The organism is Ruegeria sp. CF8 (assembly GCF_056537285.1).
Map to the genome: position 1 here is coordinate 1 of NZ_JBQFRG010000012.1, position 22,845 is coordinate 22,845.

General features: G+C 56.8%; 19 protein-coding genes. 7 read left to right on the forward strand and 12 right to left on the reverse strand.

The window, feature by feature from the left end:
* Positions 1-305: 305 nt before the first annotated feature.
* The 6 genes from ACR0EV_RS21080 to ACR0EV_RS21105 all read right to left on the reverse strand — a co-directional run bounded on the left by ACR0EV_RS21080 (position 306) and on the right by ACR0EV_RS21105 (position 6,556).
* Entirely contained in the window at positions 306-1,820 is a 1,515-nt protein-coding gene (locus ACR0EV_RS21080; RefSeq protein ID WP_480801894.1) for a sulfatase family protein, read from the reverse strand.
* Positions 1,821-2,081: 261 nt separating this feature from the next.
* The gene (locus ACR0EV_RS21085) at positions 2,082-2,912 is read right to left on the reverse strand and encodes an alpha/beta fold hydrolase (RefSeq protein WP_480801895.1); all 831 of its coding nucleotides are present in this window, start codon (positions 2,910-2,912) and stop codon (positions 2,082-2,084) included.
* 35 nt (positions 2,913-2,947) lie between these two features.
* A complete protein-coding gene (locus ACR0EV_RS21090; RefSeq protein ID WP_480801896.1) occupies positions 2,948-4,099 on the reverse strand; it encodes a CaiB/BaiF CoA transferase family protein in 1,152 nt (383 codons plus the stop codon).
* A complete protein-coding gene (locus ACR0EV_RS21095) occupies positions 4,099-4,743 on the reverse strand; it encodes an enoyl-CoA hydratase/isomerase family protein (protein ID WP_480801897.1) in 645 nt (214 codons plus the stop codon). Before ACR0EV_RS21095 ends, ACR0EV_RS21090 begins: the two co-directional genes overlap by 1 nt.
* Positions 4,740-5,468: a class II aldolase/adducin family protein gene (locus ACR0EV_RS21100; protein WP_480801898.1), complete on the reverse strand. Its 729-nt coding sequence runs from the start codon at positions 5,466-5,468 to the stop codon at positions 4,740-4,742. Before ACR0EV_RS21100 ends, ACR0EV_RS21095 begins: the two co-directional genes overlap by 4 nt.
* Positions 5,468-6,556 (reverse strand): aromatic ring-hydroxylating oxygenase subunit alpha, encoded by a 1,089-nt coding sequence (locus tag ACR0EV_RS21105; RefSeq protein WP_480801899.1) that lies wholly within the window; start codon positions 6,554-6,556, stop codon positions 5,468-5,470. The genes ACR0EV_RS21100 and ACR0EV_RS21105 overlap by 1 nt, the downstream gene beginning before the upstream one ends.
* A gap of 134 nt (positions 6,557-6,690) precedes the next feature.
* Between ACR0EV_RS21105 and ACR0EV_RS21110 the strand changes: the two genes are divergently transcribed.
* The gene (locus ACR0EV_RS21110; RefSeq protein WP_480801900.1) at positions 6,691-7,590 is read left to right on the forward strand and encodes a LysR substrate-binding domain-containing protein; all 900 of its coding nucleotides are present in this window, start codon (positions 6,691-6,693) and stop codon (positions 7,588-7,590) included.
* A 31-nt stretch (positions 7,591-7,621) separates the two neighbouring features.
* Here ACR0EV_RS21110 and ACR0EV_RS21115 read toward each other — a convergent pair whose 3' ends face one another.
* Positions 7,622-8,494 (reverse strand): LysR family transcriptional regulator, encoded by an 873-nt coding sequence (locus ACR0EV_RS21115; RefSeq protein ID WP_480801901.1) that lies wholly within the window; start codon positions 8,492-8,494, stop codon positions 7,622-7,624.
* Between the two features lie 99 nt (positions 8,495-8,593).
* Between ACR0EV_RS21115 and ACR0EV_RS21120 the strand changes: the two genes are divergently transcribed.
* The 5 genes from ACR0EV_RS21120 to ACR0EV_RS21140 are packed head-to-tail and all read left to right on the forward strand — an operon-like array spanning position 8,594 to position 14,352.
* Positions 8,594-10,039 (forward strand): aldehyde dehydrogenase family protein, encoded by a 1,446-nt coding sequence (locus ACR0EV_RS21120; protein ID WP_480801902.1) that lies wholly within the window; start codon positions 8,594-8,596, stop codon positions 10,037-10,039.
* Complete coding sequence (locus tag ACR0EV_RS21125; protein WP_480801903.1) at positions 10,039-11,013, forward strand: membrane dipeptidase; 975 nt, start codon at positions 10,039-10,041, stop codon at positions 11,011-11,013. Before ACR0EV_RS21120 ends, ACR0EV_RS21125 begins: the two co-directional genes overlap by 1 nt.
* 4 nt (positions 11,014-11,017) lie before the next feature.
* A complete protein-coding gene (locus ACR0EV_RS21130) occupies positions 11,018-12,706 on the forward strand; it encodes a hypothetical protein (RefSeq protein WP_480801904.1) in 1,689 nt (562 codons plus the stop codon).
* On the forward strand, positions 12,703-13,332 hold the full coding sequence (locus ACR0EV_RS21135; protein WP_480801905.1) for a DUF3726 domain-containing protein: 630 nt from the start codon (positions 12,703-12,705) through the stop codon (positions 13,330-13,332). Before ACR0EV_RS21130 ends, ACR0EV_RS21135 begins: the two co-directional genes overlap by 4 nt.
* A 12-nt stretch (positions 13,333-13,344) precedes the next feature.
* On the forward strand, positions 13,345-14,352 hold the full coding sequence (locus tag ACR0EV_RS21140; RefSeq protein WP_480801906.1) for an Ldh family oxidoreductase: 1,008 nt from the start codon (positions 13,345-13,347) through the stop codon (positions 14,350-14,352).
* 123 nt (positions 14,353-14,475) lie between these two features.
* Here the strand turns inward: ACR0EV_RS21140 and ACR0EV_RS21145 are convergent, their stop codons facing one another.
* The 5 genes from ACR0EV_RS21145 to leuB all read right to left on the reverse strand — a co-directional run bounded on the left by ACR0EV_RS21145 (position 14,476) and on the right by leuB (position 21,723).
* Entirely contained in the window at positions 14,476-16,011 is a 1,536-nt protein-coding gene (locus ACR0EV_RS21145; RefSeq protein WP_480801907.1) for a trimethylamine methyltransferase family protein, read from the reverse strand.
* Positions 15,998-17,344, reverse strand: coding sequence for an MmgE/PrpD family protein (locus ACR0EV_RS21150; RefSeq protein ID WP_480801908.1), 1,347 nt, complete (start codon positions 17,342-17,344; stop codon positions 15,998-16,000). Before ACR0EV_RS21150 ends, ACR0EV_RS21145 begins: the two co-directional genes overlap by 14 nt.
* A 166-nt stretch (positions 17,345-17,510) precedes the next feature.
* Complete coding sequence (locus ACR0EV_RS21155) at positions 17,511-18,992, reverse strand: aldehyde dehydrogenase (protein WP_480801909.1); 1,482 nt, start codon at positions 18,990-18,992, stop codon at positions 17,511-17,513.
* Entirely contained in the window at positions 18,989-20,641 is a 1,653-nt protein-coding gene (locus ACR0EV_RS21160) for a GMC family oxidoreductase (RefSeq protein WP_480801910.1), read from the reverse strand. The genes ACR0EV_RS21155 and ACR0EV_RS21160 overlap by 4 nt, the downstream gene beginning before the upstream one ends.
* A complete protein-coding gene (leuB, locus tag ACR0EV_RS21165) occupies positions 20,638-21,723 on the reverse strand; it encodes a 3-isopropylmalate dehydrogenase (protein ID WP_480801911.1) in 1,086 nt (361 codons plus the stop codon). The genes ACR0EV_RS21160 and leuB overlap by 4 nt, the downstream gene beginning before the upstream one ends.
* Positions 21,724-21,822: 99 nt before the next feature.
* Between leuB and ACR0EV_RS21170 the strand changes: the two genes are divergently transcribed.
* Positions 21,823-22,716, forward strand: a complete 894-nt coding sequence (locus ACR0EV_RS21170; protein WP_480801912.1) for a LysR substrate-binding domain-containing protein — start codon at positions 21,823-21,825, stop codon at positions 22,714-22,716.
* Positions 22,717-22,845: the final 129 nt, after the last annotated feature.

The window sequence follows — 22,845 nt, forward strand, 5'->3', positions numbered from 1 at the left end:
CAACCAGGTCGGAAAATCCACAGCAGCCCGTTCAGACTACAATTGATCCCCCGGATCAATTGCTTAACGTCTTCACCTCGTCAGGCTCATAACCTGAAGGCCAGAGGTTCAAATCCTCTCCCCGCAACCAAAATCGGGAAAGCTCGGTCAATCCGAATTGTCTTTAGCGCTCCGAAAGTTTGTCTATCCACAGCTTAAATAACTGTTTTCCCTTGGTGGTTCTTTAGCGCGTTTGACCATCGCATATTCTTTTTCTTGGGTTCAGCGGCGGTCCGATTCAGTTGCGAATTCTCCAAAAGCCAATCTTACAAAGCGCTCGCTTCACGCATCTTGTCCTGCTCGGCCGGCGTGGGCGTGTGATTGAAGCAATAGGCTGTCAAGCAGGCTTCCACTCCGCCCAGTTCGGCTATGCGCGCCTTCTGGTCCGCGAAGCACAAAGCGTTAACGGTCTCGGGGTCGCAGATCTTTCGCAAACGATATTCGCCTTCTGCTAGTGCAGCCAATGTCTGCGGGTCATCCGCGCGCAAGGCAACAAGATCCCGCAGCTCGTTGGGATCTTTTGCAAGATCGAAAAGCTGCGGTTCATGGCCGACATAGTGAACGTATTTCCAATTTTGCCACCGTATCATGAACGTCCCCGTGGTGGATCCGCCATCGTGGTATTCGCTCAGGATTGTGCGGTCCGGGTTGTCTTCACTACGGGCCAGTTCGCGCAGAGAAATACCTGGCAAAGCGCGACTTCTTTCGTCATGAAAAACACCAGTGACGTCTACCGCAGTCGCGGCTAGATCCACCAATGAAGCCCCCGTGGCTACCTTGCGCTTTTCAGGAACACCGGGCCCCGCCAGGATCATGGGCACACCGGCGGATTGTTCGTACATCACCTGTTTGGTCCAAAACCCTTGATCACCCATCATGTCCCCATGGTCCGAAACATAAATGACCACCGTGTCGTCTGCCTGACCGCTTTTCTCCAGAGCGCTCAGGATGCGGCCGACGCAATCATCCATGAAACTGGTCAGGCCATAGTAGGCGGCTTTCGCTTCACGCATTTTTTGCTCATCAAAGTACTTCTCGTAATTGAAAAACTCGGCGACATTGCGCAGCTCGGTGTGCTCAGGCCGGAAATGATCCTCGTAACCAACCGGCAGGTCGATCTGTGCGGGATCATACATGGCAAAATACGCCTCCGGGCACGTGAGCGGATAATGAGGGCTAACCAGTGACACGAACGCGGCCCAAGGTTGATCCGAGCCTGTTTGTTTGTGCAGCCACGCTTCGGCGGCTTTGGTGATGTCTCGGTCGTAGTCAGTATAAGTGCTATTCCCAACGCCCACGTCGGCGGCCAATTCGACTGCCGCGTCATAAGGTTGAGGGGTTTCGCGAAGCAGGCCGATGGGCCATCCGACCCCGCCCACGACGTGCATTGGCAAGATTTCTTCGGAAAAACCGTTGTCGTCCTCGGTCGACCGAAAGTGAAGCTTGCCGATGGACACAGTTTGAACCCCCTGATCGCGTAAGTGACGCATCCAGCTTCGGATCCGTCCATCATAGGGCGAGGCGCTGTCCCAATGTCGGGTTTTGTGAACGTGATCACCGGTTGCGATTGCCGCGCGGGTTGGCACACACATGGGCGATGGCGTGTAGGCATTGGTGAAAAGCGTACCTCGTGCAGCCAAAGCGTCCAGGTTTGGCGTCTTGACGATTGGGTGCCCCATGCATCCCATCGCGTCCCTGCGATGCTCGTCAGAGATGATGATCAGAATGTTCGATCCATCGCGGTGAAGTGTTTTGTCTGCCTCGTTGGGTTGATTGCTCATGGGGCACCCCTTCCTGCAACGTGTCACATCGGACGGTCGTTCAAAACGTCAATTCGGTCAAGGTTATCCCACTGCCGCTGACCGCAGTTTCAACGAGGGTAGCTCTGAGCGCTCTCAACGAATGAATGGCCGAGTTTGCCGGTGCTTTTGTGTACTGGCCGTTTCTCATATCTCAACACAATTGCCACCCAGATGACCCAAGCCCACATAGTCGATATGGGCTTAGATTGTACGTTGGAACCCCAGAGGGGTTGAGGTCCTCTATTCCTGTTTCCCAACAAACCCGGCCAGTTGGCTGTTGAATGCCTCGGCCCGTTCGATGTTGACCAAATGACCGGTTGCTGGAAAGCGATGCCATCTGACATCGGGAAGGATGTCGTTCAAAAAAGAGTTTGTTTCGCCGACCAGATAATAGTCGTCATCCCCAGTCACGAGCATGACGGGCTTGTCGAAAGCTTCCAGCCGAGCAACGTCGTCAAACAACGAACGCCGGTTCCAATGCAACGTGGACAGCACATGCACCGCCCCTTCGGAGGACTGATCGCGCAGGTTTGCAGCATATGTTGACCACCCTTCGGGGTCTTCTTTCTGAAAGCTTTGGTAGGCGGGGTCATCCTCCAGCACAGCAACGGCTCCATCGCCGCCCCGGTCTTTGCGCAGTTGGATTTCGTGCCCGACCCAGGTTTTCCGATAGTTTTCCCGCTCGTCCGCGTCCCGGGGGCCCGAGCTGTTGCCAACCAGCGTCACGCTCAGTACGCGATCGGGATGGTTCAGCGAAAAATCCAGACTGGTGAAGCTGCCCATTGACGTTCCCACAAGATGCGCGGCTTCCATGTCCAGATGATCGAGCAGAGCCAAGAGATCGCCGGTCGATTGCTCTTGCCCATACTGGGAACGGTCCGAAGGGATTTCAGACGGAAGAAACCCGCGCGCCGAATATGTGATGCAGCAAAAAGACCGCGACAGTTCTGATATCTGCCGATACCAGCTGCGATAGTCGCCTCCGAATTCGTGAACAAAAACGATCGGGTCGCCTGTCCCGGTCACCTCGTAGTACAGCGTTGTGCCGTCTGGCGTTTGAAACACGGGCATTCGAATGGTCCTGTCTTCGTCGGAGGGTTTTGAGTTCAGCGCGTCAAAGCCGCGATGGCAGCATCGTCATACCCCAGTTCTGACAGAACCTCGTTCGTATGCTGTCCAAGGCTGGGTGCCGGGCTTTCCTGAAGGCCGCGATCAGCAATGGGGTTGCGCGCAAAACGCATATCTTTCCCCTCAGCGCTTACGGTGGAAAAGGCGGCGTATTCTTCTGCGATAGGATTGACTGCAATGGTTTGGATGTTCTCGACCACCGAGCATGGAATGCTGTTGTCGATCAAAATCTGTATCCAATGAGATGCCGTGTGCTGTCTCAGGTGTGCGCCCAAGACCTGATCCAAGGCATCGCGATTGGCCAGCCGGGCCTCATCCCCCTGAAAACGCGGGTCGTCCAGCAGGTCAAGATACCCAATGGCCTCGCAGAACCGGGGCCAGTCCTTGTCGCTGCCCAGACCTATGACGATATCCCGGTCCGCTGTCGGATAGGGCTCAAAAGGGGTCATGGACGGGTGGCGTGAGCCGATGGGTTTTGGAACGATTCCGGCATTGAGATAGCGGGCAAACGCGTTTTCCAGACAAACCCACTGACAGGCCAGCATAGACACATCCAGATGGCTGGTATCTTGAATCCCTTTTGCGTCGCGCTCGTACAGACGTTGTAGAATGCCGATGGTGGTGAACAGGGCGGCCGAGATGTCGCCTATCGAAAAGCCGACGCGGGTGGGGTCTCCGTCCAACTCTCCGTTTATGCTCATCATACCGCTCATTGCCTGGACAACGATGTCATAGGCCGGGCGGTGCGAAAGGCTTCCGGTTTGCCCAAACCCGCTGATCGAGGCGGAAATCAGGCGTGGGTTGATCCGTTTCAGATCGGCGTCGCTGCATCCCAACCGGTCGCGCACACCGGGCCGCATGTTCTCGACAAACACATCTGCCGTGGCCAGCAGTTTGTGCAGGGCTTCCTTGCCCTGTTCAGTTTTCAGGTCCAGAACGACCGAGCGCTTGTTGCGGTTCAGGGATGCAAAGTAGAGGCTGATGTCATTCTCGAACGGCGGAGTTGTGCGTGCAAGGTCGCCGGCCGGGTTTTCCACTTTGATGACGTCGGCACCCAGACTGGCCATCAACCACGTGCAGAACGGCCCGGACAAGACGGATGTCATGTCGACAATTCGGATACCTTTCATCAAGAACTCCTTCCGAGCATGGATTTCAGGGTTTTCAGATGCCCGTCGGTAGAGGCGATGGCAGGGGCACACAACGCTTGGCAGGTGTCTGACAAAACCTCTTGCGTCACCATTCGGTCGACCAGACCCCACATGGCTGCATCTTCTGCGCTGACGGCGTCGCCCCCCAAAAGGATCGCTGCGCTCCGACCCGGGCCAATCAGGGCTTGCAGCCTGTTTACATCGTATTGACCGGGCAAAACATTGTTCTTGAGCACCGGGTAAGAAAACCGTGCTTGGGGTACGCAAACCCGGATATCGCACGCAAGGGCCAGTGTCATACCCCCGCCGATGCAAGGCCCGTTAATGGCAGCCAAGGTCAGTACCGGGATGGCTCTGAGCGCTTGGGCCATTTCGTCCCAGGGGTCTGGACCGTTCACGTCAGTAGAAAGTGTGTTGAGATCCGCACCAGCGCAGAAAACGCGCCCGCCCGCGCCAGTAATGATCACGGCCCGCAGCTCTGTATCATTGGCGGCTTGAAGGAAAATGTCACGCAGACGCACCAGCATCGGGGGTGTCAGTGAGTTAGCCTTCGCTGGTCTGTTGATCGTGACAGTCAGACAGGCACCATCGCGTTGGGCCAGGATCAGGTCGTTGTCCCTCATGACCGGAACTCCGGCACGCTTCGATCCAGCATACGCATCAGTGCTGGCCACTGGACGCCCCCATGTGGTCCGTTTTGCGGTGCGCCCCAGTCGTGCAAGGCATCCATCGCATCGGCTGTGATCGTGATGGGCTTGTCCGTCGCACTCAGAATATCGACCTGAATTTTGCAGGCCATCTCAAGGTAGTAGTGATAAATAAAGGCTTCTGCCGCCGTGCGCCCGACCACCAATAGCCCGTGGTTCTGTAACAACATGGCAAAGTTGTTGCCAAGGTCGCGCGCCAATAGGGCACCTTCGTCCTCAACCGCTGTGGAGTCCTGATAAGGATGGCTCGACAGCGTACCCAGGACAAATCCCGCGTGTTGGGACAAAGCCAACAACCCATTGGGCATGGCCGAAACGGCAACGCCAGCGCGCGTGTGGCTGTGGATCACGTAATTCACATCAGGCCGGGCCGACAGAATGCCAGAGTGGATGATGTGCCCGGCCAGATTGACGATCTTACCGCTGTTCGGCCCGTCATCCACGGCCCGCCCGTCGAACGACATGCGGGTCAGGTTCGACGCTGTGATTTCGTCGAACATCAAATCATGTGAGTTCAACAGGTAATGGTCAGGGTCTTCTGGCAGACGCGCCGAGATATGGGTCGATGTCAGGTCGGTCCAGCCGTAATAATGAGCAAGGCGGTAAAGCGCGGCCAAGTCCTGACGGATCACGTCACTCATCACGCCTCTCCCAACGCTTCGCGGTACAAATTGTGGAAATGGCGCAGCCCGACCTCACTCATCGCGCCGCAGCCGTCACCGATAACATAGGGCCCTGGCTCGAATGCGCGGCTTTGCATGCCTTTCTGGATCTTCGACACAACCACTTCGTCTTCGGCCCCGGTTGTTTCCTTGTGCTTGTGCATCAATGCAATCACATCCTCGTCCGCGATATCGCCGCTCGAGAACCACCGGTAACGATAGATCGTCTTGTTCCAGGCTAAAGGTAAAAATTGACGGATCGTAAAGTACCCTCCGGGGTAACAGCACATCGATACATTGGGAAAGATCCAATAAGCACCATAATCATCTGCGCGTGGGCTGGCGTTCAGATCGTAGTCATACTGCTTTTCGTTCTTCGTCTGTGCCTTGCCATCATGCCAGATTGTCTTGCCGTGCGGGACTGTTGTGTACCCGTCCATCTCAAGCACGCCATGGGTCAAAGAGCTCGCATGCACGGTCGGGCAATGGTAACATTCGTTGTAGTTTTCCACCGAAAGCTTCCAGTTGCTGTCGTGTGCAATCTCGGTTTCGCAAACGAATTTCAGCTGGCTGGGGTCGGGGTGAAAGCTCAGCAGGTTCTGGCGGTATTCTTCTAGATCGGGGCCCATGGGTTCGGCGTTTTCGTCCAGATTGACAAAGATAAACCCGCAAAACTCTTCGACCCGGATTTTACGCAGATTGATTTGGTCGCAGCTTAGGCCGTCACTTTCGACCGAGCCGGGTGCGCGGCGCAGTCGGCCGTTAATTTCATACGTCCACGCGTGATACGGGCAGACCAACACCCTCTTGCCCTTGCCTGACCCTTCGACCAATGGGTGACCCCGGTGGCGACAGATATTGTAATACGCATTGATACCACCATCCTGCGCGCGAATGACAAAGATGTCCTCATCCACAATGGTAAACGTCTTGAAATCGCCCGGCTCAGCGATTTCGGACACATGACACACGCATTGCCAGCTTCGGAAGAAGATTTTTTCCTTATCAACTTCGAACCAGTCCGGCTGAGTGTAATATTTGGCCTGCAAAGGCAAATCTCGTGGCATCTGAGGTCTCTCCTGGCTGGCTTGCCCAAGTGGCGCCGCATCGCGGGGATGTTGTTCAGCATTAGCCTGCATTGCACTGACCCCTTTGCACAGATATAGAATCTTTACATCTAGGGTAACTTCAGATTGACCTCATGACGCAAAGCGCTTTTGATGTTCCACCGCTCGGGGCGGTCCGTGTCTTTTGGATTGCCGCACGGTATAGAAACTTCAAACGCGCAGCGACAGAGCTGGGCGTGACGCCCACAGCCGTGAGTTCGCAGATCAAATCGCTCGAGGCTCATCTGGGCTGCACCTTGTTCGAGCGCCACGCGCAGTCAGTTGTTCTAAACAACGCCGGGCGGCAGTTTTCCGAAGCTTGTGAAGCGGTGTTTGCGCGGCTTGACCGGGCTGTGCAGGACGCGCGCCAGACTGCGAATAGATCGTCAATAACGGTCGGCGTCGGCGCGCTGATCGGGTCGCAATGGTTGTCCCGCCGCCTGTTCAGCTTTTGGCAACGTTTCCCCGAAACTGGCCTGCATCTTCAGTATTCCCCAGGCGGGGTGGAGTTTTCGGATGGTCAGACCGACATGATGTTGGCATGGGGGGACGGAGATTGGCCGGGACTGACATCGGAACCGCTGCTGCAATTTCCAACGTCGCCCGTCATCAGCCCAACTCTGATCGCCGAGAGTGCGCGCCCTTTGAAGCCTGCGGATCTGCTGCGCTTACCTCTGTTGCACTGGAAGGATCAAGTCGACTGGCTGGAATGGTTCGATGCACACGAGGTGGAAACCGGCGACCACCTTCCCGGTGTGACTATCGACGATTCCAGTGTCCTTCTCAGAGCGGTGTTGTCGGGTCAGGGTGTATCCCTTGGCTTGCTTCCTCTGATCGAAGTTGAAATACAATCCGGGCAGTTGATCCGACCGTTCGACAATGATTTTGCACCTTCAAGATCCTACCATCTGGTCTACCCATCCGATGCAATTGAACGGCCGCAGCTAAAAGCTTTTCGGGATTGGATTGTGCAAGAAGCGGGTCAGAACGGCTAAGGGTTGGCACTGAGGTGAAAATTTGCAGCCTTCAGGATAGGTTGCTGGAGAGAATAAACGTGCTACACGCGTCCGCCAATGCTTTGAAGCGGGGCTTTTCCTTTGCATACAGATAGACCTGTCGCCTGTCGGGTAGATCGGACAATGTGCGAAAGGCCATGCTTTTGGGGATAATACGCGCGACTGTTTGGGGAAGAATGGTGATCCACTTTCCAGTTGCCACCATTGCTATCAGTGACTGGGTGTTGTGAATCGTAACGTTGGTCCCTTCCAGCGCTTCAACATATTCCTGTGCTTCAATAAGATCACACAGGGCATTTCGAACAAATGTGGGTGTTACCACCTCATCCACGGTCGGCGGATCGGCCATTTTGTTCAGCGGATGGTCAGCTGAGCAGACCAGACCGAATTGATCTTCGAAAAAGGGATACGCATTGACGCCCTTGACTGGATGAAAGCCAGACGCAATTCCAATGTCGGCTTTACCTTCTGCAAGTGCATCCAGAACCTGTCGCGTATCTGCATCCCGAAGTTCAACTTTCACTCCGGGAAAGCATTGTGTCATGTGTTCAAGTACGGAAGGGAAAATCAACGCGGCGACCGAGGGAACGGACGCTATTCGGATCAACCCATTGGCAGCGTGGGCAGCAGCTTCGATGGATTGGACTGTCTCATCAAACTGGCGAACTTGTTTGAGGGATAACTCAAACACCTGCTCACCCAAAGCGGACAGGTGGTTTTTACGTTCGCCGACAAACAGCTTTTTCCCCAGGTGATCTTCAAATTGCTTGAGGGTCATCGAGACAGCGGATTGGGTACGTCCCAGCCGGTCGGCAGCCTCGGACAAGTTACCCGTTTGCGCGACAACGCAAAAGCAACGCAGCATTTCAATCTTGATTGTCAAATTTCAGTTTTCCTGAAGTTTGGTAAATTTATTTGAATTTGACTGATATGCCTCCAAAAGTCCATTCTCGGGCAAACTTTCTGGAACTTGAGGCCCGTCGTGACCAACCTGAACCTCATCGCTGGCGAATGGCTTGCCGGTGAAAGTGAAATCGAAAACCGCAATCCGTCGGACCTGAGCGACCTGATCGGCCATTTCGCACAAGCCAGTGCGGATCAGCTTGAGGCGACACTGGATCAGGCGCGCGTCGCACAAGCCGAATGGGCCGCTTACGGGCTCGAACGCAAGCAGGCCGTATTGATGAACATCGGTAATGAGCTGATGGCGCGCGCCGAAGAGCTTGGCACCTTGCTCAGCCGCGAAGAAGGCAAACCCTTTGTAGAAGGGAAGGGCGAGGTCTATCGCGCCGGGCAGTTCTTTACCTATTACGCAGCTGAATGCCTGCGTCAGATCGGCGAGAACGCCGATTCCGTGCGTCCTGACATCGAGATAGACGTGCGCCGCGAGGCGGTTGGCGTTGTGGCCGTCATCAGCCCGTGGAACTTCCCGACCGCGACAGCCTCGTGGAAGATCGCTCCGGCGCTGTGTTACGGCAACGCAGTGGTCTGGAAACCCGCTAACATCACGCCTGCCTCTGCCGTGGCCCTGACCGAGATCATCAACCGTCAGGATATTCCCAAGGGTCTGTTCAGCCTTGTCATGGGCTCGGGGCGGTCCATCGGACAACGGCTGGTGGAAAGTCCCAAGGTGAATGCCATCTCGTTCACGGGGTCGGTTCCGGTGGGCAAGGGGATCGCGACGGCGGCCATCCAGAACCTGACCAAGGTACAAATGGAGATGGGTTCGAAAAATGCGCTGGCCGTGATGGACGACGCTGACCTAGACCTTGCCGTTTCGCTGGCGTTGGGCGGTGCGTTTGGGGGAACCGGTCAGAAATGTACGGCGTCGTCGCGACTGGTGGTTCATGCCGCCGTACATGACGCGTTTGTTGAAAAACTGGTGTCCGGAGCACAGGCGATGAAAGTCGGGCACGCGCTGGAAGAGGGGACTCAGATGGGCCCTGTCGTCAGCGCCCAGCAACTGGCCGAGAACCTGGCCTATGTCGATCTGGGCAAATCCGAAGGGGCTGAACTGGCTTGCGGTGGACAGCGTTTGGACATGCCGCATGATGGGTATTACATGAGCCCCGGCGTGTTCCTGAACACCACCAACGACATGCGCATCAACCGGGAAGAGATGTTCGCGCCGCTGACCTCGGTCATCAAAGTCGACAGCTATGATGAGGCTCTGACCACGGTCAACAACACCAATTTCGGACTGACTTCGGGCATCGTCACGCAAAATCTGGCCCGAGCAACACATTTCCGGCGCAATGCACGCACAGGGGTTGTGACCGTGAACCTGCCAACAGCGGGCACAGATTATCACGTGCCTTTCGGCGGGCGCGGTGACAGCTCTTATGGTCCACGTGAACAGGGCAAGGCTGCGGCCGAGTTCTACACGACGGTCAAAACCGCATATATCAGTGCCGGAAAGCCGATCTGATGCGGATCGATGGGCTGCAATACGCCAACTGGTCCGAAAAGATCTTTCGGCAATTGCGCGAAGGGGGCGTAGACGCGATCCACGTCACCATCGCCTATCATGAAAACTTCCGCGAAACCGTTCTGAATTTTGAAAAGTGGAACCGCTGGTTCGAACAATACCCGGACCTGATCATGAAAGGTCAATGGGCCAGCGACATTGACAAAGCGCGGGAAACCGGGCGCACGGCAGTGTTCTTCGGGTTTCAGAACCCGTCGCCCATAGAAGATGACATCGGCTTGGTCGAAATCGTGCATACACTGGGCGCGCGATTCATGCAGCTGACCTACAACAACCAATCGCTGTTGGCGACGGGTTGCTACGAAGCCGAAGACACCGGGATCACCCGCATGGGGCGTCAGGTGATCAAGGAAATGAACCGGGTCGGGCTTGTCGTTGACATGAGCCATTCAGCCGACCGGTCCACGATCGAGGCGGCAGAACTGTCCGAGCGTCCGATTGCGATCACCCACGCAAACCCGTTTGATTGGGCCCCGGCCCTGCGCAACAAACGCGACGAAGTGATACGTGCGGTGACTGAAAACGGTGGGATGTTGGGATTTTCGGTCTATCCTCATCACTTGAAGGACAAGTCGGACTGCACTCTTGAAAGCTTCTGCGAGATGATCGCGCGGACGGCTGAGAAATACGGAGCGGAACATCTCGGGATCGGTACGGATCTTTGTCAGGATCAGCCCGACAGCGTTGTTGAATGGATGCGGGTTGGCCGCTGGTCGAAGCAGATCGATTATGGTGAGGGGTCGGCCAGCAACCCCGGGTTCCCCCCGATGCCGTCCTGGTTTCAGGACAATCGGGACTTTGGAAACATCGAAGCCGGGTTGCGTGCGACCGGTCTGAACGATGAAGAAGTGGCCAGTATCATGGGTGAAAACTGGTACAGGTTCTTTGCCGAGAATTTCGGGGCTCAGGGGTAGTTGAATGGACACTCAGGCGCAGACACAGATCGAAAGACGAGACCCCACCACCGTTATGCGGCTGTCGCGCTTGGGGTCGTTGCACCAGTGTCGCCTGAGTTTCATGCGGCAGTTGACCCGCCGGATGGCGCGGGAAGACTGGTCGTTCACACGGCCTGTCTTCAACATTGACGCCAATGGGGTTGGTCGGGCGGTTTATACTGCTCAAGGGCCGGACCGGGCGTATTCACTTGTGGCCTTTGCTCATGACTTGCCGCCGGAACAACGGTCAGATCGGGTGATTGCCGAAGCGTGGGATGCCACCTTTGCTTTGTTCGACGGCATCCCGACCGAGGCCGACATCGAACGCCTTTCTCAAAATGTCCCCCTGCAAGAGGCCGGACGGGTAAGCGAGAGTGAGCTGTCCTTGTCTCGTGCCAATCGCTCGGTTCGCCTTTGGGACCACGTTGTGGAGTCTTTGGCCGCAGGCCAGCAGCCGGATGTGGAGCAGATTTATCAGGTCGGATACCTGATGCGGACAACTGCCGTGTATGGCTCGGGTAAATTTGGCGCGGCGGATCGGGAAAAAGTTGCCGACCGGTCTGAGACACAGGCCCCGTTCCAGGTTGAAATGCTCTCGGTCTTTTTGACTCGGGCATTTGTGCGGGATCTGGTGCAGCATATGGCGAATGTCCGAGGCGGCGATCAGGCCGCAACTTTGGACCCAGAGATTGCCCGCTGGCTGGGGATTGGCAACTCCACCGGGCTTGGCATGGCACCGTTCATCGTCAACCACCCTGTTCTGTTCAACAACTGGATCATGGTACGGGAAGAGGCGATAGCGCGGGTTCGGTCTGTGGAAGTGGCCAGCGAGGCCGAGATCGCGCGGTTCCGCGATGTTTTCGACCGCAGCCGGCTGTCGGTCTCGTGGTGGCGGTCTGATCATCCGATACAGGTCAAAAAGCTCGAGGCGTTGAAGGCTGACCTGTTGTTGATCTCCGAGTATCTGAGCCAAGATAATTTGACCGCAGATCGACCGTGGAATCGACTGGTGGACTGGTCAGAAACCGTGTTGAGCGAGGAAGGTCAGGAGTTGCTGGCGTCGCTGATCCTGGAGCCTTATGGCGATTTGGTGGACGGGCTAGCCTCGTGCATGGCAGACATCCGCTCGCAGGCGTTTGTGATTGATGGAACCATGCCTATCGGGGCAGTCCGTTATCTTATCCGGGAAACATATGCCTGGGCTTTGCATCTGGACTGGGACGTCCGCGAGAATTGCGCGCGGGCGTGGTATGTTTCTGAAGAAAAGCTGGAACCCCGCATGGGGGAACGGTTTGATGAACCGATCGCAGACTACGAGCAACCTCTTGCCCCGGCGCGCGATGCGGCATCCGCCTATGACGCGCTGGGCGGGTGGGAAAACACCAAGCCCGTGGCCGAATTTCTGTTGCGCCACCCGGAACATCGCCACACGATCCGACGCGTTCAAATGACCCCATCCGCGCCCTATGGTGAAATCCGGGACAACACGATTGGGTCAAAGGTGCTGCCCATCGACATGCTGCGGGCAAAGCTGTCATTCTTTGGGGCAACCCATTTTGACCCCCGTTCGGATCGGTGGGTGCGTATCTGTATGTATTCCGGTGCGCCTTACCCGGGAGAACTGACTTCTGAAAACGCGGATCTTTGGGTTTACCCGCAGGAACCAACATGAATTTTTCGCTCAACGAGATGGAAGCAACCGCCAAACGGGCCACCCGTGGCGCGGGCTATTCCTGGGGGCAAGCTGAAGAGGCGTCGAAGGCGACCCGCTGGCTGTGTGCGCAGGGGCTGGATGGGGCAGGGGCTTTGGCCCAGCTGTTGGAGCAAGGGATGGCTTCAGACCCGGCGGCGCATCGGCCCGAGCAGATTGATCGCCTCTTGCAAGGTGAAGGTGCGTTGTGCCCACTATCTGTAGGGCCTTTGTTGTCTGATGCCGCCCACCTACTGAAGACAGGTCCAATCGAAATGCGGAGTGTCACAGCGCCCGCTCTGATGCTGCCATTTGCTTGCCACGCTGCACGCACTTTGAATGAGGCGCTGACGATTGAGATCGACACTGTGCAGAGTGTTGTAGGTAAAGATTGGCTCATGGCCCCGGACGATTTGCCCGAAGCGGCCAACAAAGTCGTGGTTTCCCGAGGCGGCACGCCGACTACACTGCGTGAACAACAGACGCGCGCCTATCCTGACCCACAGGATTGGGACATTCTGAACCGCTATGCCCACCGCACTTATGCCCCCGCAACCGAGGAATCCCGCCTGCTGGGTGCAGGGTCCGGGCTTTCTGACAATGATTGAAGAGACGCCAAAGTGACCGACACACAAACTCTGACCCTTGCTGAGATCGAAGACCTGTCCTTCCGCGCGCTCGTTGCGGCTGGGACATCCGAACAAAACGCCCGCCCGCTGGCGCAAGCCACGGCAGCAACCGAAGCTGATGGCGTTGCAAGTCACGGGCTGGCCTATATCCCGATCTATTGCGAGCATGTGCAATGCGGCAAGGTCGATGGTTTGGCGGTTCCTGTTCTGTCGCGCCCCAAACCCGGCGTGGTGGCCGTTGACGCCGCAACCGGCTTTGCGCATTCGGCCATCGACACAGGGTTCGAGGCCCTGATCGCAGCGGCCCAAGAACAGGGTGTTGCAGTGCTGGCCATCAAAAACAGCTACAACTGTGGCGTTTTGGGCTACCACACCTATCGGCTGGCCCAGGCCGGGCTGGTGGGGCTGGGGTTCACCAACGCCCCCGCCTCGATCGCGCCGTCCGGCGGGTCAAAGCCTGTGGTGGGCACCAATCCTTTTTCCATTGCCGCGCCTGGTCCCGATGGTGAACCCGCCCTGCTGATCGATCAGAGCGCCAGTACCATCGCCAAAAGCGAAGTGATGAAACATGCGCGTGAAGGCAAGCCAATACCGGTGGGATGGGCCTTGGACGCAGACGGCAATCCAACAACCGATCCTGAGGTTGGATTGAAGGGGTCCATGGCACCGTCAGGTGGTTACAAGGGTGTTGGTGTGGCTTTGATGGTAGAACTTTTGGCAGCGGCTCTGACAGGTGCCACTTTAGGCATCAACGCATCACCGTTTTCAGGAACTGTGGGCGGCCCCCCGAAGACAGGTCAGTTCTTCATTGCGATTGATCCAAGCGCGACGGCGTCGAGTGGGTTTGAGACTGGGGTTGCCGAATTGGTTGGCGCGATCCGTACTCAAGAAGCTGCGCATTTGCCCGGAGATGGCCGTAGTGCAAAGCGCCAGATCGCGCGCAAATCGGGTGTCGCAGTCAGCAAAGCCACGCTCGACAAGATATCAAAATTTCTGTGACGTGCGGTCGAACGGCCCCTGTGGCGCGGCTTTCTTAAATCAGATGCGCCGCGTTTCAACCGCGTTTGATATAGCGCTGCAAATACCTCGACCTTTAAGTTAGGCCTAAGAGTTTCACCAACGTTACCGCAGGTCCCTTATGGGAAAATGTTGCCGTATCTCCTTGTCTATGTCTTTGGGGATATGCGTAGGGCTTGGATTGGCAAGCAGTTCTTGCGTGCGCAGTCGGGCCCGTTCGAGGACATCTTTATCAGGTGCCTCAGACCACTCCTGCGGCGTTCTGCGGTCCGCCATTGCCGGGTAGAAATAGTCGCTTTCCATTCGGTTTATGGTTTGCGCGTGACCCAAAAAGTGCCCCGGTCCTCCGACGCAAACATCGCGGATGGTTTCAAGTGACAATGTGTCTTCCGATACCTCGAACCCGCGGGTCGCCCGCATCACTGAACCAATGAGGTCATTGTCCAATACGAAACTTTCGAGCGATGCGCCAAGAAGCGAACCGTACATTCCTGCTGCTTCATAGACCAGATTTGCGCCAGCAAGTGAGGCCAGAAGTTCGGTGTATCCCTTTTCGTACCCAGCTTGAAAATCGGGCAGTTTGCTGTCGGTCATGCCGGCGCTGACAGCGCATGGGATATCATAATGGCGCGCCATTTGAGCGCAGGCGGCCATCAGCAAACCTTGCTCGGCAGACCCCCCGGACATGGCCCCTGTCCGCAGATCACTGACGAATGGCAGCGCTCCGAACGTGGCCGGGTGACCGGGGTTCAGCAGGTTGACATAAACAATCCCGGCCAGGACCTCGGCGGTTTGTTGCGCCACAGCCCCGGCCAATGGCGCTGGACTGGTCGCACCAGCCTGACCGGCCGAGACAAGCTTGAGCGGAATACCGTGTCGCGCCGCACATTCGATGACGCCAAGTGCTTCTTCGGCGAATGTCAGCGGTGGGACGATAAAGCAGGTCGACACGCATACCGGCGGTCGTGCACGCAAGGCATCGGGCCCGCCCATGAGCATGACAAGCATTCGGACAGCTTCTTCCATGACGTCCGGCGATCCAAAAGACGTTCCTGTGGGTTTGCTTGTTCCTTTCAGACAGGCGTAGAGCGTATTGAGGTCCATTTCACGCGGGTCCGTAATGTCACGCGCGACAACAGTGCGTTGGAACATATGGATGTTCGGCAGTTGTTCGGCCAAGCGTGCCATGTCGAACAGGTCGCGAAGCGTTGTGTCGCGTATTTTGCCTGTTTGACTGTCGATGATGTGGACGGCAGCACCCGATGTGCCGAAATGCGTGCGCGACGAAGAGGGGTCGATGTCATTTGCGGGATCCAGACCGCAGAGTTTGAAGCCACGACCTGCGATCTGAAGGGTCTTTCGAACCATTGCCTCAGGAAACAACAAACGCCCGTCATCTGTCAGGGACCCACCGGCTGAACACAGTGTTTCGATGCACCGCGGTGTCGCGCCTTTCACGCCAATTTCCTCGAGAATACGCATGGCTGTGTGATCAACCATTTCAATCTCGGCCTGAGTGAGGGGCGCATATTGCCCGCCCTCAATTCCAGGCCAGATCGCGCGTGTCGGTCCGGACCCGGCCCCATCGTTTCTCGCTTGGTGTCGCGCCGCACGGCCACCTGATCGTCTACGCTGGTTCATTTGAATATCCCTTGAAGAACGTGGCACTGTCCTGTGCTTCAGGCCATGTAAGAAGGTCGTTGAATGCGCGTTCCGGCTGTCCTGTGAGCGCGGTGTATTTTGCGGCCAGTTGCACGTGGGTCATCGGGTTATGCGATGCGCCAAGTGGGAAAGGGCAGGCTTCCGAAACCGCGCTCCCGTCATTAAACTCTATGCGCAGCAGATCGGGCTGATCGGGGTCATAATTGAGGCTCGGGTTTCGTGCGGGTTCGGCTGTCACTTGCGTCAATTGGATCAATCTTGAAACCGCAGGTGTTTTCCAGAATGCGTCTTCGCTGTCTGAAAGCGTAAGGTTGCCAGAGGCCAGAATTTGACCAACGCAAGCTGGAATTGAAAACAAGGCTTCCGCGCGTGACGTGGGGTGATTGAACGGCAAAATCTCGGCGTGGAAGTCGGGCAAGCGGGTATCAATCGCGGTGATGTCCCTAAGCCTTCCGTTGACCATCGGGCGCAGGTTTGCCGCAGCGGTCATCAGCCGATGTGTATACCCGCAAGAGGGCCAGGGTTTAAGGACAAGGCCATATTCACCCAAAGCCCAAGGCGATCCCAACTTACCCATAGCAGCGTTTAATACAGGCGTATCGTAGTTTCCTTGCAGCCCGGCAAAGCCTCGTGCGTGATCAAGAACGTGCGGTTGACCCGTGGCGCCTTGCGCAGCCAAGAAAGCTGCCTCCAGACCATTCCGTGCCGCCCATCCGGCTTGCAACGGTTTTGCGTTTGACCCGAATTGCAGCGTGTAGCCCGACGCTGTCGAGGTTGCCAATGAAAGGGCGTGCGCAGCCTGATCCGCCGGTAAGGCCAACAGGCGCGATACCGCCCCGGCAACGCCGATCGTGCCTAGTGTAGCCGTGGAATGGAACCCACGCGCATAATGATCCAAGGTCACTGCTTCGCCCAGGCGCATGATGATTTCGGTGCCGACTGCATAAGCCGCCAACAGTTCTGCCCCGGTGGTGCGGCGTAACGTGCTGGCCGCGAGAAGGGTGGGCAGCAACACCACGGTAGGATGCGTGTTGCCCGGCTCCTCCCAGTCATCCAAATCCCAAGCATGACCAGCGATCGCATTGATCTGAGCGGCAAAGAGCGCGCTCAGGGTCAGGTTCGTGCCAAATAACGGGCAGGGGCCTGCGCCAAACCCAGCCAAGGCCCGGGTCGCGCGCATGGCAACTTCGCTTGTCGACCCGGCGAGGATGCATCCAAAGCAGTCGGCGATTGCCGGGGCAATCACTTCGCGCAGATCAGTTGGGGGAACTGCATGGGCTGCAAACTGCGCCAGCCGGGAAATTGCGGTCATGAAACCGTACCCAGAGTTGCGTGGAACCTGACCCTTTCCCCCGCACGTATCCGCATGGTGAGCAGCGGCCGAAGAGCCGCAGCGGCACGGATATGTTGTGTTGATCTGCCGCCGTCGCCGAAAGTGCCGTTCATGTCATTTTTCCTCTGCTGCGCAATTCTACCGTTCATGCAAACGGGTCAGGCTGATTGGGGTCCGTGGAGAGCCAGACGGATTTGGTTTGTAAGAAGCACCGCATCCCGTCCCAGCCGTTTTCGCGCCCATAGCCGGACTGTTTGTACCCCCCGACAGGAGATTGGGTCGCCGCATTGAAGTAGTTGTTGATGTACACAGTGCCGGCTTCGATCCGGTCGGCCATCCGTATTGCTTTGGCCACGTCACGGGTCCAGATGCCCGCAGCAAGACCGTAGGGCGTATCGTTGGCGGTTTGGATCACATCTTTTTCGTTCTCCCAGCTCTCGGTGCTGACGACGGGTCCAAATACCTCGGACTGCGCAAGTTTTGCGTCGTTCGGTACGTCGGCAAAAATGGTTGGGCCGATGTAGTAGCCTTCGGATCGACAGGCCGTTCTGCCGTCAAGCAACAGCCTGTGCCCGGCGATTTCAGCGTCTGCTATGTGCTGCAGGACGCGCTGGTAGTGCGGCCTGTTGGCTATGGGGCCGATCTGTGTGGCTAGGTCCAGCGGGTCGCCGACACGGGCTTTTGCGACCGTTTTAACTAGCTTTTCCGAGAACACATCAATGATGTCCCGATGCACCAGAAGGCGTGATCCTGCTATACAGCTTTGCCCCGCCGGTGGGAAAATCCCCGCAGCCACCCCATTGACGGTAAGATCAAGATCAGCATCCGGCAACACGATCTGAGGTGACTTTCCCCCCAATTCCATCACCACGGGTTTAACGCTTTTGGCTGCGGCAACGGCGGCTGCGCGCCCTCCGGCTGTGCCGCCTGTAAAGCTGACCATGCGCACGTCGGGATGTTCAATCATAGGTTGGGCCGTTGTCGCACCATACCCTGTGACAACATTCAACACGCCGGGCGGCAAATCCGCTTCCAGTAAAACCGCCATCAATTCCAGGGTCGAGCAACTGGATTGCTCGGATGGCTTCATCACCACCGTATTGCCTGCCGCCAGACACGGGGCGAGTTTCCAGAAAAGAGTGCCCAGAGGCGAATTCCAGGGCAGCACCTGCGCCACGACACCGAAGGGCTCATGTTTTACATAGTTGTGGATGTTCGAAGCCTCGGCCGGGATGACGCGACCCTCGAATTTGTCGCACATACCGGCGTAGTAGTGGAAACTGTCCACCAGCCACGCGCCTTCTCGTAAACCGGGCGTGATCATCGAAGGCAATTTGCCGTTGTCGCGGGTTTCGACCTGACCCAACCTGTCGGCATGGCGGGAAATCACGTCTCCCATTCTCCGTAAAATGCGACCTCGCTCTGCAGGTTGCATCCGTCCCCAAGGCCCATCGTAAAAAGCCGATTTCGCGGCGGCGACCGCAAGCTCTATATCCATCTGACGACAATCGGGTATTCTGGCCCAGACCTTGCCATTGGCCGGGTTTTCGCTGTCGATATAGGTGCCACCGAAAGGTTCATGCCAAGTATTGCCAGCAAAGAATTTGAAGGTTCGGATGTCACTCATGTGTCGTGCTCCATCGGGTATTCGGCCGTAAGTGGGGGGCGACCAAGGATCATGTCGGCGGCTTTCTCGGCCATCATAACGACCGTTGCATAAAGATTGCCTGTGATCTGGAGCGGCATGGCTGAGGCATCGCAGACACGCAGCCCCTCGATCCCGTGCACGCGCAGCTCATTGTCTAAAACCTCACCCATTCGGGATGTGCAGGCAGGGTGGTGGCCTGTGTAAGCGGTGTTTCGAATGGCCTGTTCGATCTCGGCATCGGTTCTGGCGTTTTTCCAGACGCCGAGCTCTTCTGTTACGAGTTTGGCAATCGGGTTTCGCCCCATGATCTCGCGCATGACCTCAACGCCCCGCCGCAGGACGTCGATATCGTGGGGGTCGGAAAAATAGTTGGGGTCAATCAGCGGGTGTTTCCGCGGATCCGCACAGGCCAATCGAACAGATCCTTCTGATCGCGGACGTTCGAGATTGATGTCGATCTGAACGCCGGGCCGCGCCATTTTGCGCCCCCGTACCAACAACCTGCGCCCCAAGCGTTGCAGCAAGGGCACATCTTCCCGTGCGCCGTTTCCCAGGTTTTCTTCAACAACCATTGGCGTCATGAAAACCTCGAGCTCGGGTAACCTCGGATCCTCAAAAGCGTGGAACAAAACCGTCGAGAAAAACGCACCACCTCCGGGGCCGCCGCCATTCACCAGCCAGTGGAGCATCAGTTTCATAGCATGATCGAGGCGTTGATACCTGGCGTGGCTCAGGTCGTGCCGCGTTGATCCCCATTGCATTGAAACATCTGGGTGGTCAGACAAATGCGCACCAACCGAAGGCAGGTCGGCCACCACCTTGATCCCGTGAGAGCGCAAGTGATCTGCCGGACCGATCCCCGACAGCATCAAAAGCTGCGGTGTCCCAAAAGCGCCCTGACAACAGATCACTTCGCGTTCGGCTTCAATTACTTCACCCGCAAGCGTTTCAACCCCTGTTGCCCTGCCGCCTCGCGTCACGATCCGCGCGATATGGGTTCCCGTTCGAATAGTCAGGTTTGGTGGTGTTTTTCGAAGGTAGGATATAGCTGCAGATTGCCTGACGCCGTTGCTGACCGTGCTGTCATTCCGGGCTACACCAGTCCTTTCAGACCCGTTGAAGTCACTGGTTTCACGGTGCCCCGCGCAGATCGCGGCGTCGATAAAGGCTTTGTCCATCGGACCAAAATTGCGGGCCGGTTCGGTCTTGAGAGGCCCATTTGTGCCATGCCAGGCATCACGCCTGTCACGTGACCCTTCGGACCGACGAAAATAAGGAAGAACCTCGGCGAAACTCCAACCGGGTTGTTGCCAGGCGTCATAATCGGCGGCAACACCACGCATATAGATCATGCCGTTAACAATCGACGACCCGCCAAGCGCTTTGCCGCGTGGATAGTAAATTGCCCGCCCATTCAAACCCGCCTGGGGAATTGACACATATCCCCAATCGAGTTTGGGATTGCCAAAGACAAACCCGTTTCCTGCGGGCATTTGAATAAAAAGATCACGTCCGCGACCGCCTGCCTCGACCAGACAGACCGACACGTCGCGCTCTTCGGCCAGTCGCGCAGCCAGCACGCACCCGGCCGAACCTCCCCCGGCGATCACATAGTCGAACGCGCTCATCCGGTGAGCCTTTCAAGGATCGCTCGCGTCACCTCGGACCCAGTGGCGGAACCGCCAATATCGGGTGTCCTGATGCCGTCTTTCAGGGTGGCGTCTATTGCCGCTTCCACTTTGGTTTCGAATTCAGGAAGTCCAAAACTGTAGGTGAACATCATCGCGACGGACAAGATTGTTCCTATTGGGTTTGCGATGCCTTGGCCTGCTATATCAGGGGCTGATCCGGCGGTGCTTTCGTAAATTCCAAAGACCAGTCCTTGATCCGGGTTGGCTGACAGGCAGGCAGAGGGCAGCATACCCAACGAACCGGCATAAACCGCCGATAGGTCGCTGAGAATGTCGCCCAGTTGGTTGCAGCTCAGGATCACGTCGAAATCATGTGGTCGCATCATCAGCTGATAGGCGCAATTGTCCGCGAACATGTTCTCGAACACGACATCCGGATAGTCGCGGGATACTTCTGCCACAACCTCGCGCCAGAGTTTGTAGCTTTCCATGACGTTGGATTTGTCGCAGCTGACAAGTCTGCCGCGCCTTTGCCGGGCAAGCTGAAATCCCCCATGGGCGAAGCGAGCCACCTCGGCCTCGTCATAGGCGGTCAGGTCATAGCCTTGCCGCAGACCCCCTACGTCGCGTCGTCCACGTTCGGTTGCAAACATGGCGCCGCCACACATTTCACGCAGGATCAGGACATCGGTCTGGTGTGCCAGATTTTCGCGAAACGGCGTTCTGTCGATCAAAGGTGCCCACGCACGTGCCGGGCGCAAACCCAGATAGGTTTGCAAATGATGACGTAAGTACATGAGCCCGTCCTGGCATTCGGCGCCTCCGGTGACGCGGATGTTGTCCCATTCAGGTCCACCAACAGCGCCGACCAGAACAGCGTCAGATAGCCGGGCCTGCTGTAGAACGTCGTCGGTACAAAATGTCTGATGCGATTCCCACGCCGCGCCGTGAAGCAGCCCGTGTGTGACCTCAACCTCGATCCCGGCAAGGGCTGCAAGCTGCTGAACGGTCTGCAACCCGTAGGTCAGGATTTCCGGGCCAATGCCGTCTCCACCAAGCGCCAGAATACGTTTCTGCAAACCTTGTTCCCCTCGCGTTGTCCCCAGCATCATTTCGCGGTTGAAAATTTGAGGAAAGACGGAAACGATGAATGGAATACATTCACCTGAGGAATGATTGTGACGCGGCCGATCCCTCTTCACCAGATCAATGCATTCGATGCATCAGCGCGACATTTGAGTTTTTCGCGGGCCGCGCGGGAACTGAACGTCCAGCAGCCAGCGATCAGCCGTCAAATTGCCGCCCTTGAAGCAGAGCTGGGTACGCAGCTATTCCTTCGAAGTAAGCCGAAACTGACGTTAACCGAGGACGGAGCCCTTCTGGCCAAAGCCGTAGGCGCAGGTTTCGAGGCGATCCGAGACGGGTTTGAAGCGTTGCAGAGCCGTCACGCGGTTGACACCTTAAAGGTCAGTGCAAGTATCGGCTTCACTAGCCACTATCTGCTGCCAAGGTTAGCCGAGTTTCAGGCCATCTTTCCGGAAGTCAAACTTCAGGTCATGACGCGAGATCAGAACGACGATTTTGACCCAAACGCCTGCGATGTCGTTATTCTGTTCGGGGAAGGGGGGCTGGCGCAAACCGTAAGCGGTTTGATTTTCAAGGAAAGCATGATCGCCGTGTGCCATCCTGATCTGTTGGACAACCGCGCGCCCTTCGATTTGCAATCGCTGTCGGAACAGAAACTACTGCACCTCAACAGCGCAGATCATCGTGGCGACTGGAATCGTTTCTTCGCCGGAACTGGGTTTGTTATTTCGCAACCGCCACCTCATGACACGTATGTCAGTTACATGGTTTACCTGCGCGCAATTTTGAACGGGCTCGGCGTTGGAATCGGCTGGTACCCGTTGATGCGAGAATACCTTGCAAATGGATCGCTGGTACGCGCTTGCGATCATGAGCGCGAGACGCCACGAGGGTACTTTTGTTCGGTTACCCCATCGGGCTCTGGCAAGGCTGGGGCCGCGCAGTTTTTGGACTGGATTGTACAATCGGATCGCAACACAAGCTGAGCGTTGCGTGGTTTGAGTTGCTATAAACGCCAACCAAGATTGATGGCGTGTCTTCATTAAACCACATGTTGACGTGATTGTTTGAGCGCCCGGAGTAACGCTGTCACCCAACTGAAATACTCGCAAAAA

What these genes read in the sequence shown, in the direction of transcription:
- ACR0EV_RS21125 (WP_480801903.1), top strand. Translation starts at nt 10,039, where the DNA reads ATGCGGATCGATGGGCTGCAATACGCCAACTGGTCCGAAAAGATCTTT.
- ACR0EV_RS21150 (WP_480801908.1), bottom strand. Translation starts at nt 17,344, where the DNA reads ATGACCGCAATTTCCCGGCTGGCGCAGTTTGCAGCCCATGCAGTTCCC.
- ACR0EV_RS21080 (WP_480801894.1), bottom strand. Translation starts at nt 1,820, where the DNA reads ATGAGCAATCAACCCAACGAGGCAGACAAAACACTTCACCGCGATGGA.
- ACR0EV_RS21145 (WP_480801907.1), bottom strand. Translation starts at nt 16,011, where the DNA reads ATGAACCAGCGTAGACGATCAGGTGGCCGTGCGGCGCGACACCAAGCG.
- ACR0EV_RS21100 (WP_480801898.1), bottom strand. Translation starts at nt 5,468, where the DNA reads ATGAGTGACGTGATCCGTCAGGACTTGGCCGCGCTTTACCGCCTTGCT.
- ACR0EV_RS21090 (WP_480801896.1), bottom strand. Translation starts at nt 4,099, where the DNA reads ATGAAAGGTATCCGAATTGTCGACATGACATCCGTCTTGTCCGGGCCG.
- ACR0EV_RS21085 (WP_480801895.1), bottom strand. Translation starts at nt 2,912, where the DNA reads ATGCCCGTGTTTCAAACGCCAGACGGCACAACGCTGTACTACGAGGTG.
- ACR0EV_RS21160 (WP_480801910.1), bottom strand. Translation starts at nt 20,641, where the DNA reads ATGAGCGCGTTCGACTATGTGATCGCCGGGGGAGGTTCGGCCGGGTGC.
- ACR0EV_RS21155 (WP_480801909.1), bottom strand. Translation starts at nt 18,992, where the DNA reads ATGAGTGACATCCGAACCTTCAAATTCTTTGCTGGCAATACTTGGCAT.
- ACR0EV_RS21110 (WP_480801900.1), top strand. Translation starts at nt 6,691, where the DNA reads ATGACGCAAAGCGCTTTTGATGTTCCACCGCTCGGGGCGGTCCGTGTC.
- ACR0EV_RS21135 (WP_480801905.1), top strand. Translation starts at nt 12,703, where the DNA reads ATGAATTTTTCGCTCAACGAGATGGAAGCAACCGCCAAACGGGCCACC.
- ACR0EV_RS21130 (WP_480801904.1), top strand. Translation starts at nt 11,018, where the DNA reads ATGGACACTCAGGCGCAGACACAGATCGAAAGACGAGACCCCACCACC.
- ACR0EV_RS21095 (WP_480801897.1), bottom strand. Translation starts at nt 4,743, where the DNA reads ATGAGGGACAACGACCTGATCCTGGCCCAACGCGATGGTGCCTGTCTG.
- ACR0EV_RS21105 (WP_480801899.1), bottom strand. Translation starts at nt 6,556, where the DNA reads ATGCCACGAGATTTGCCTTTGCAGGCCAAATATTACACTCAGCCGGAC.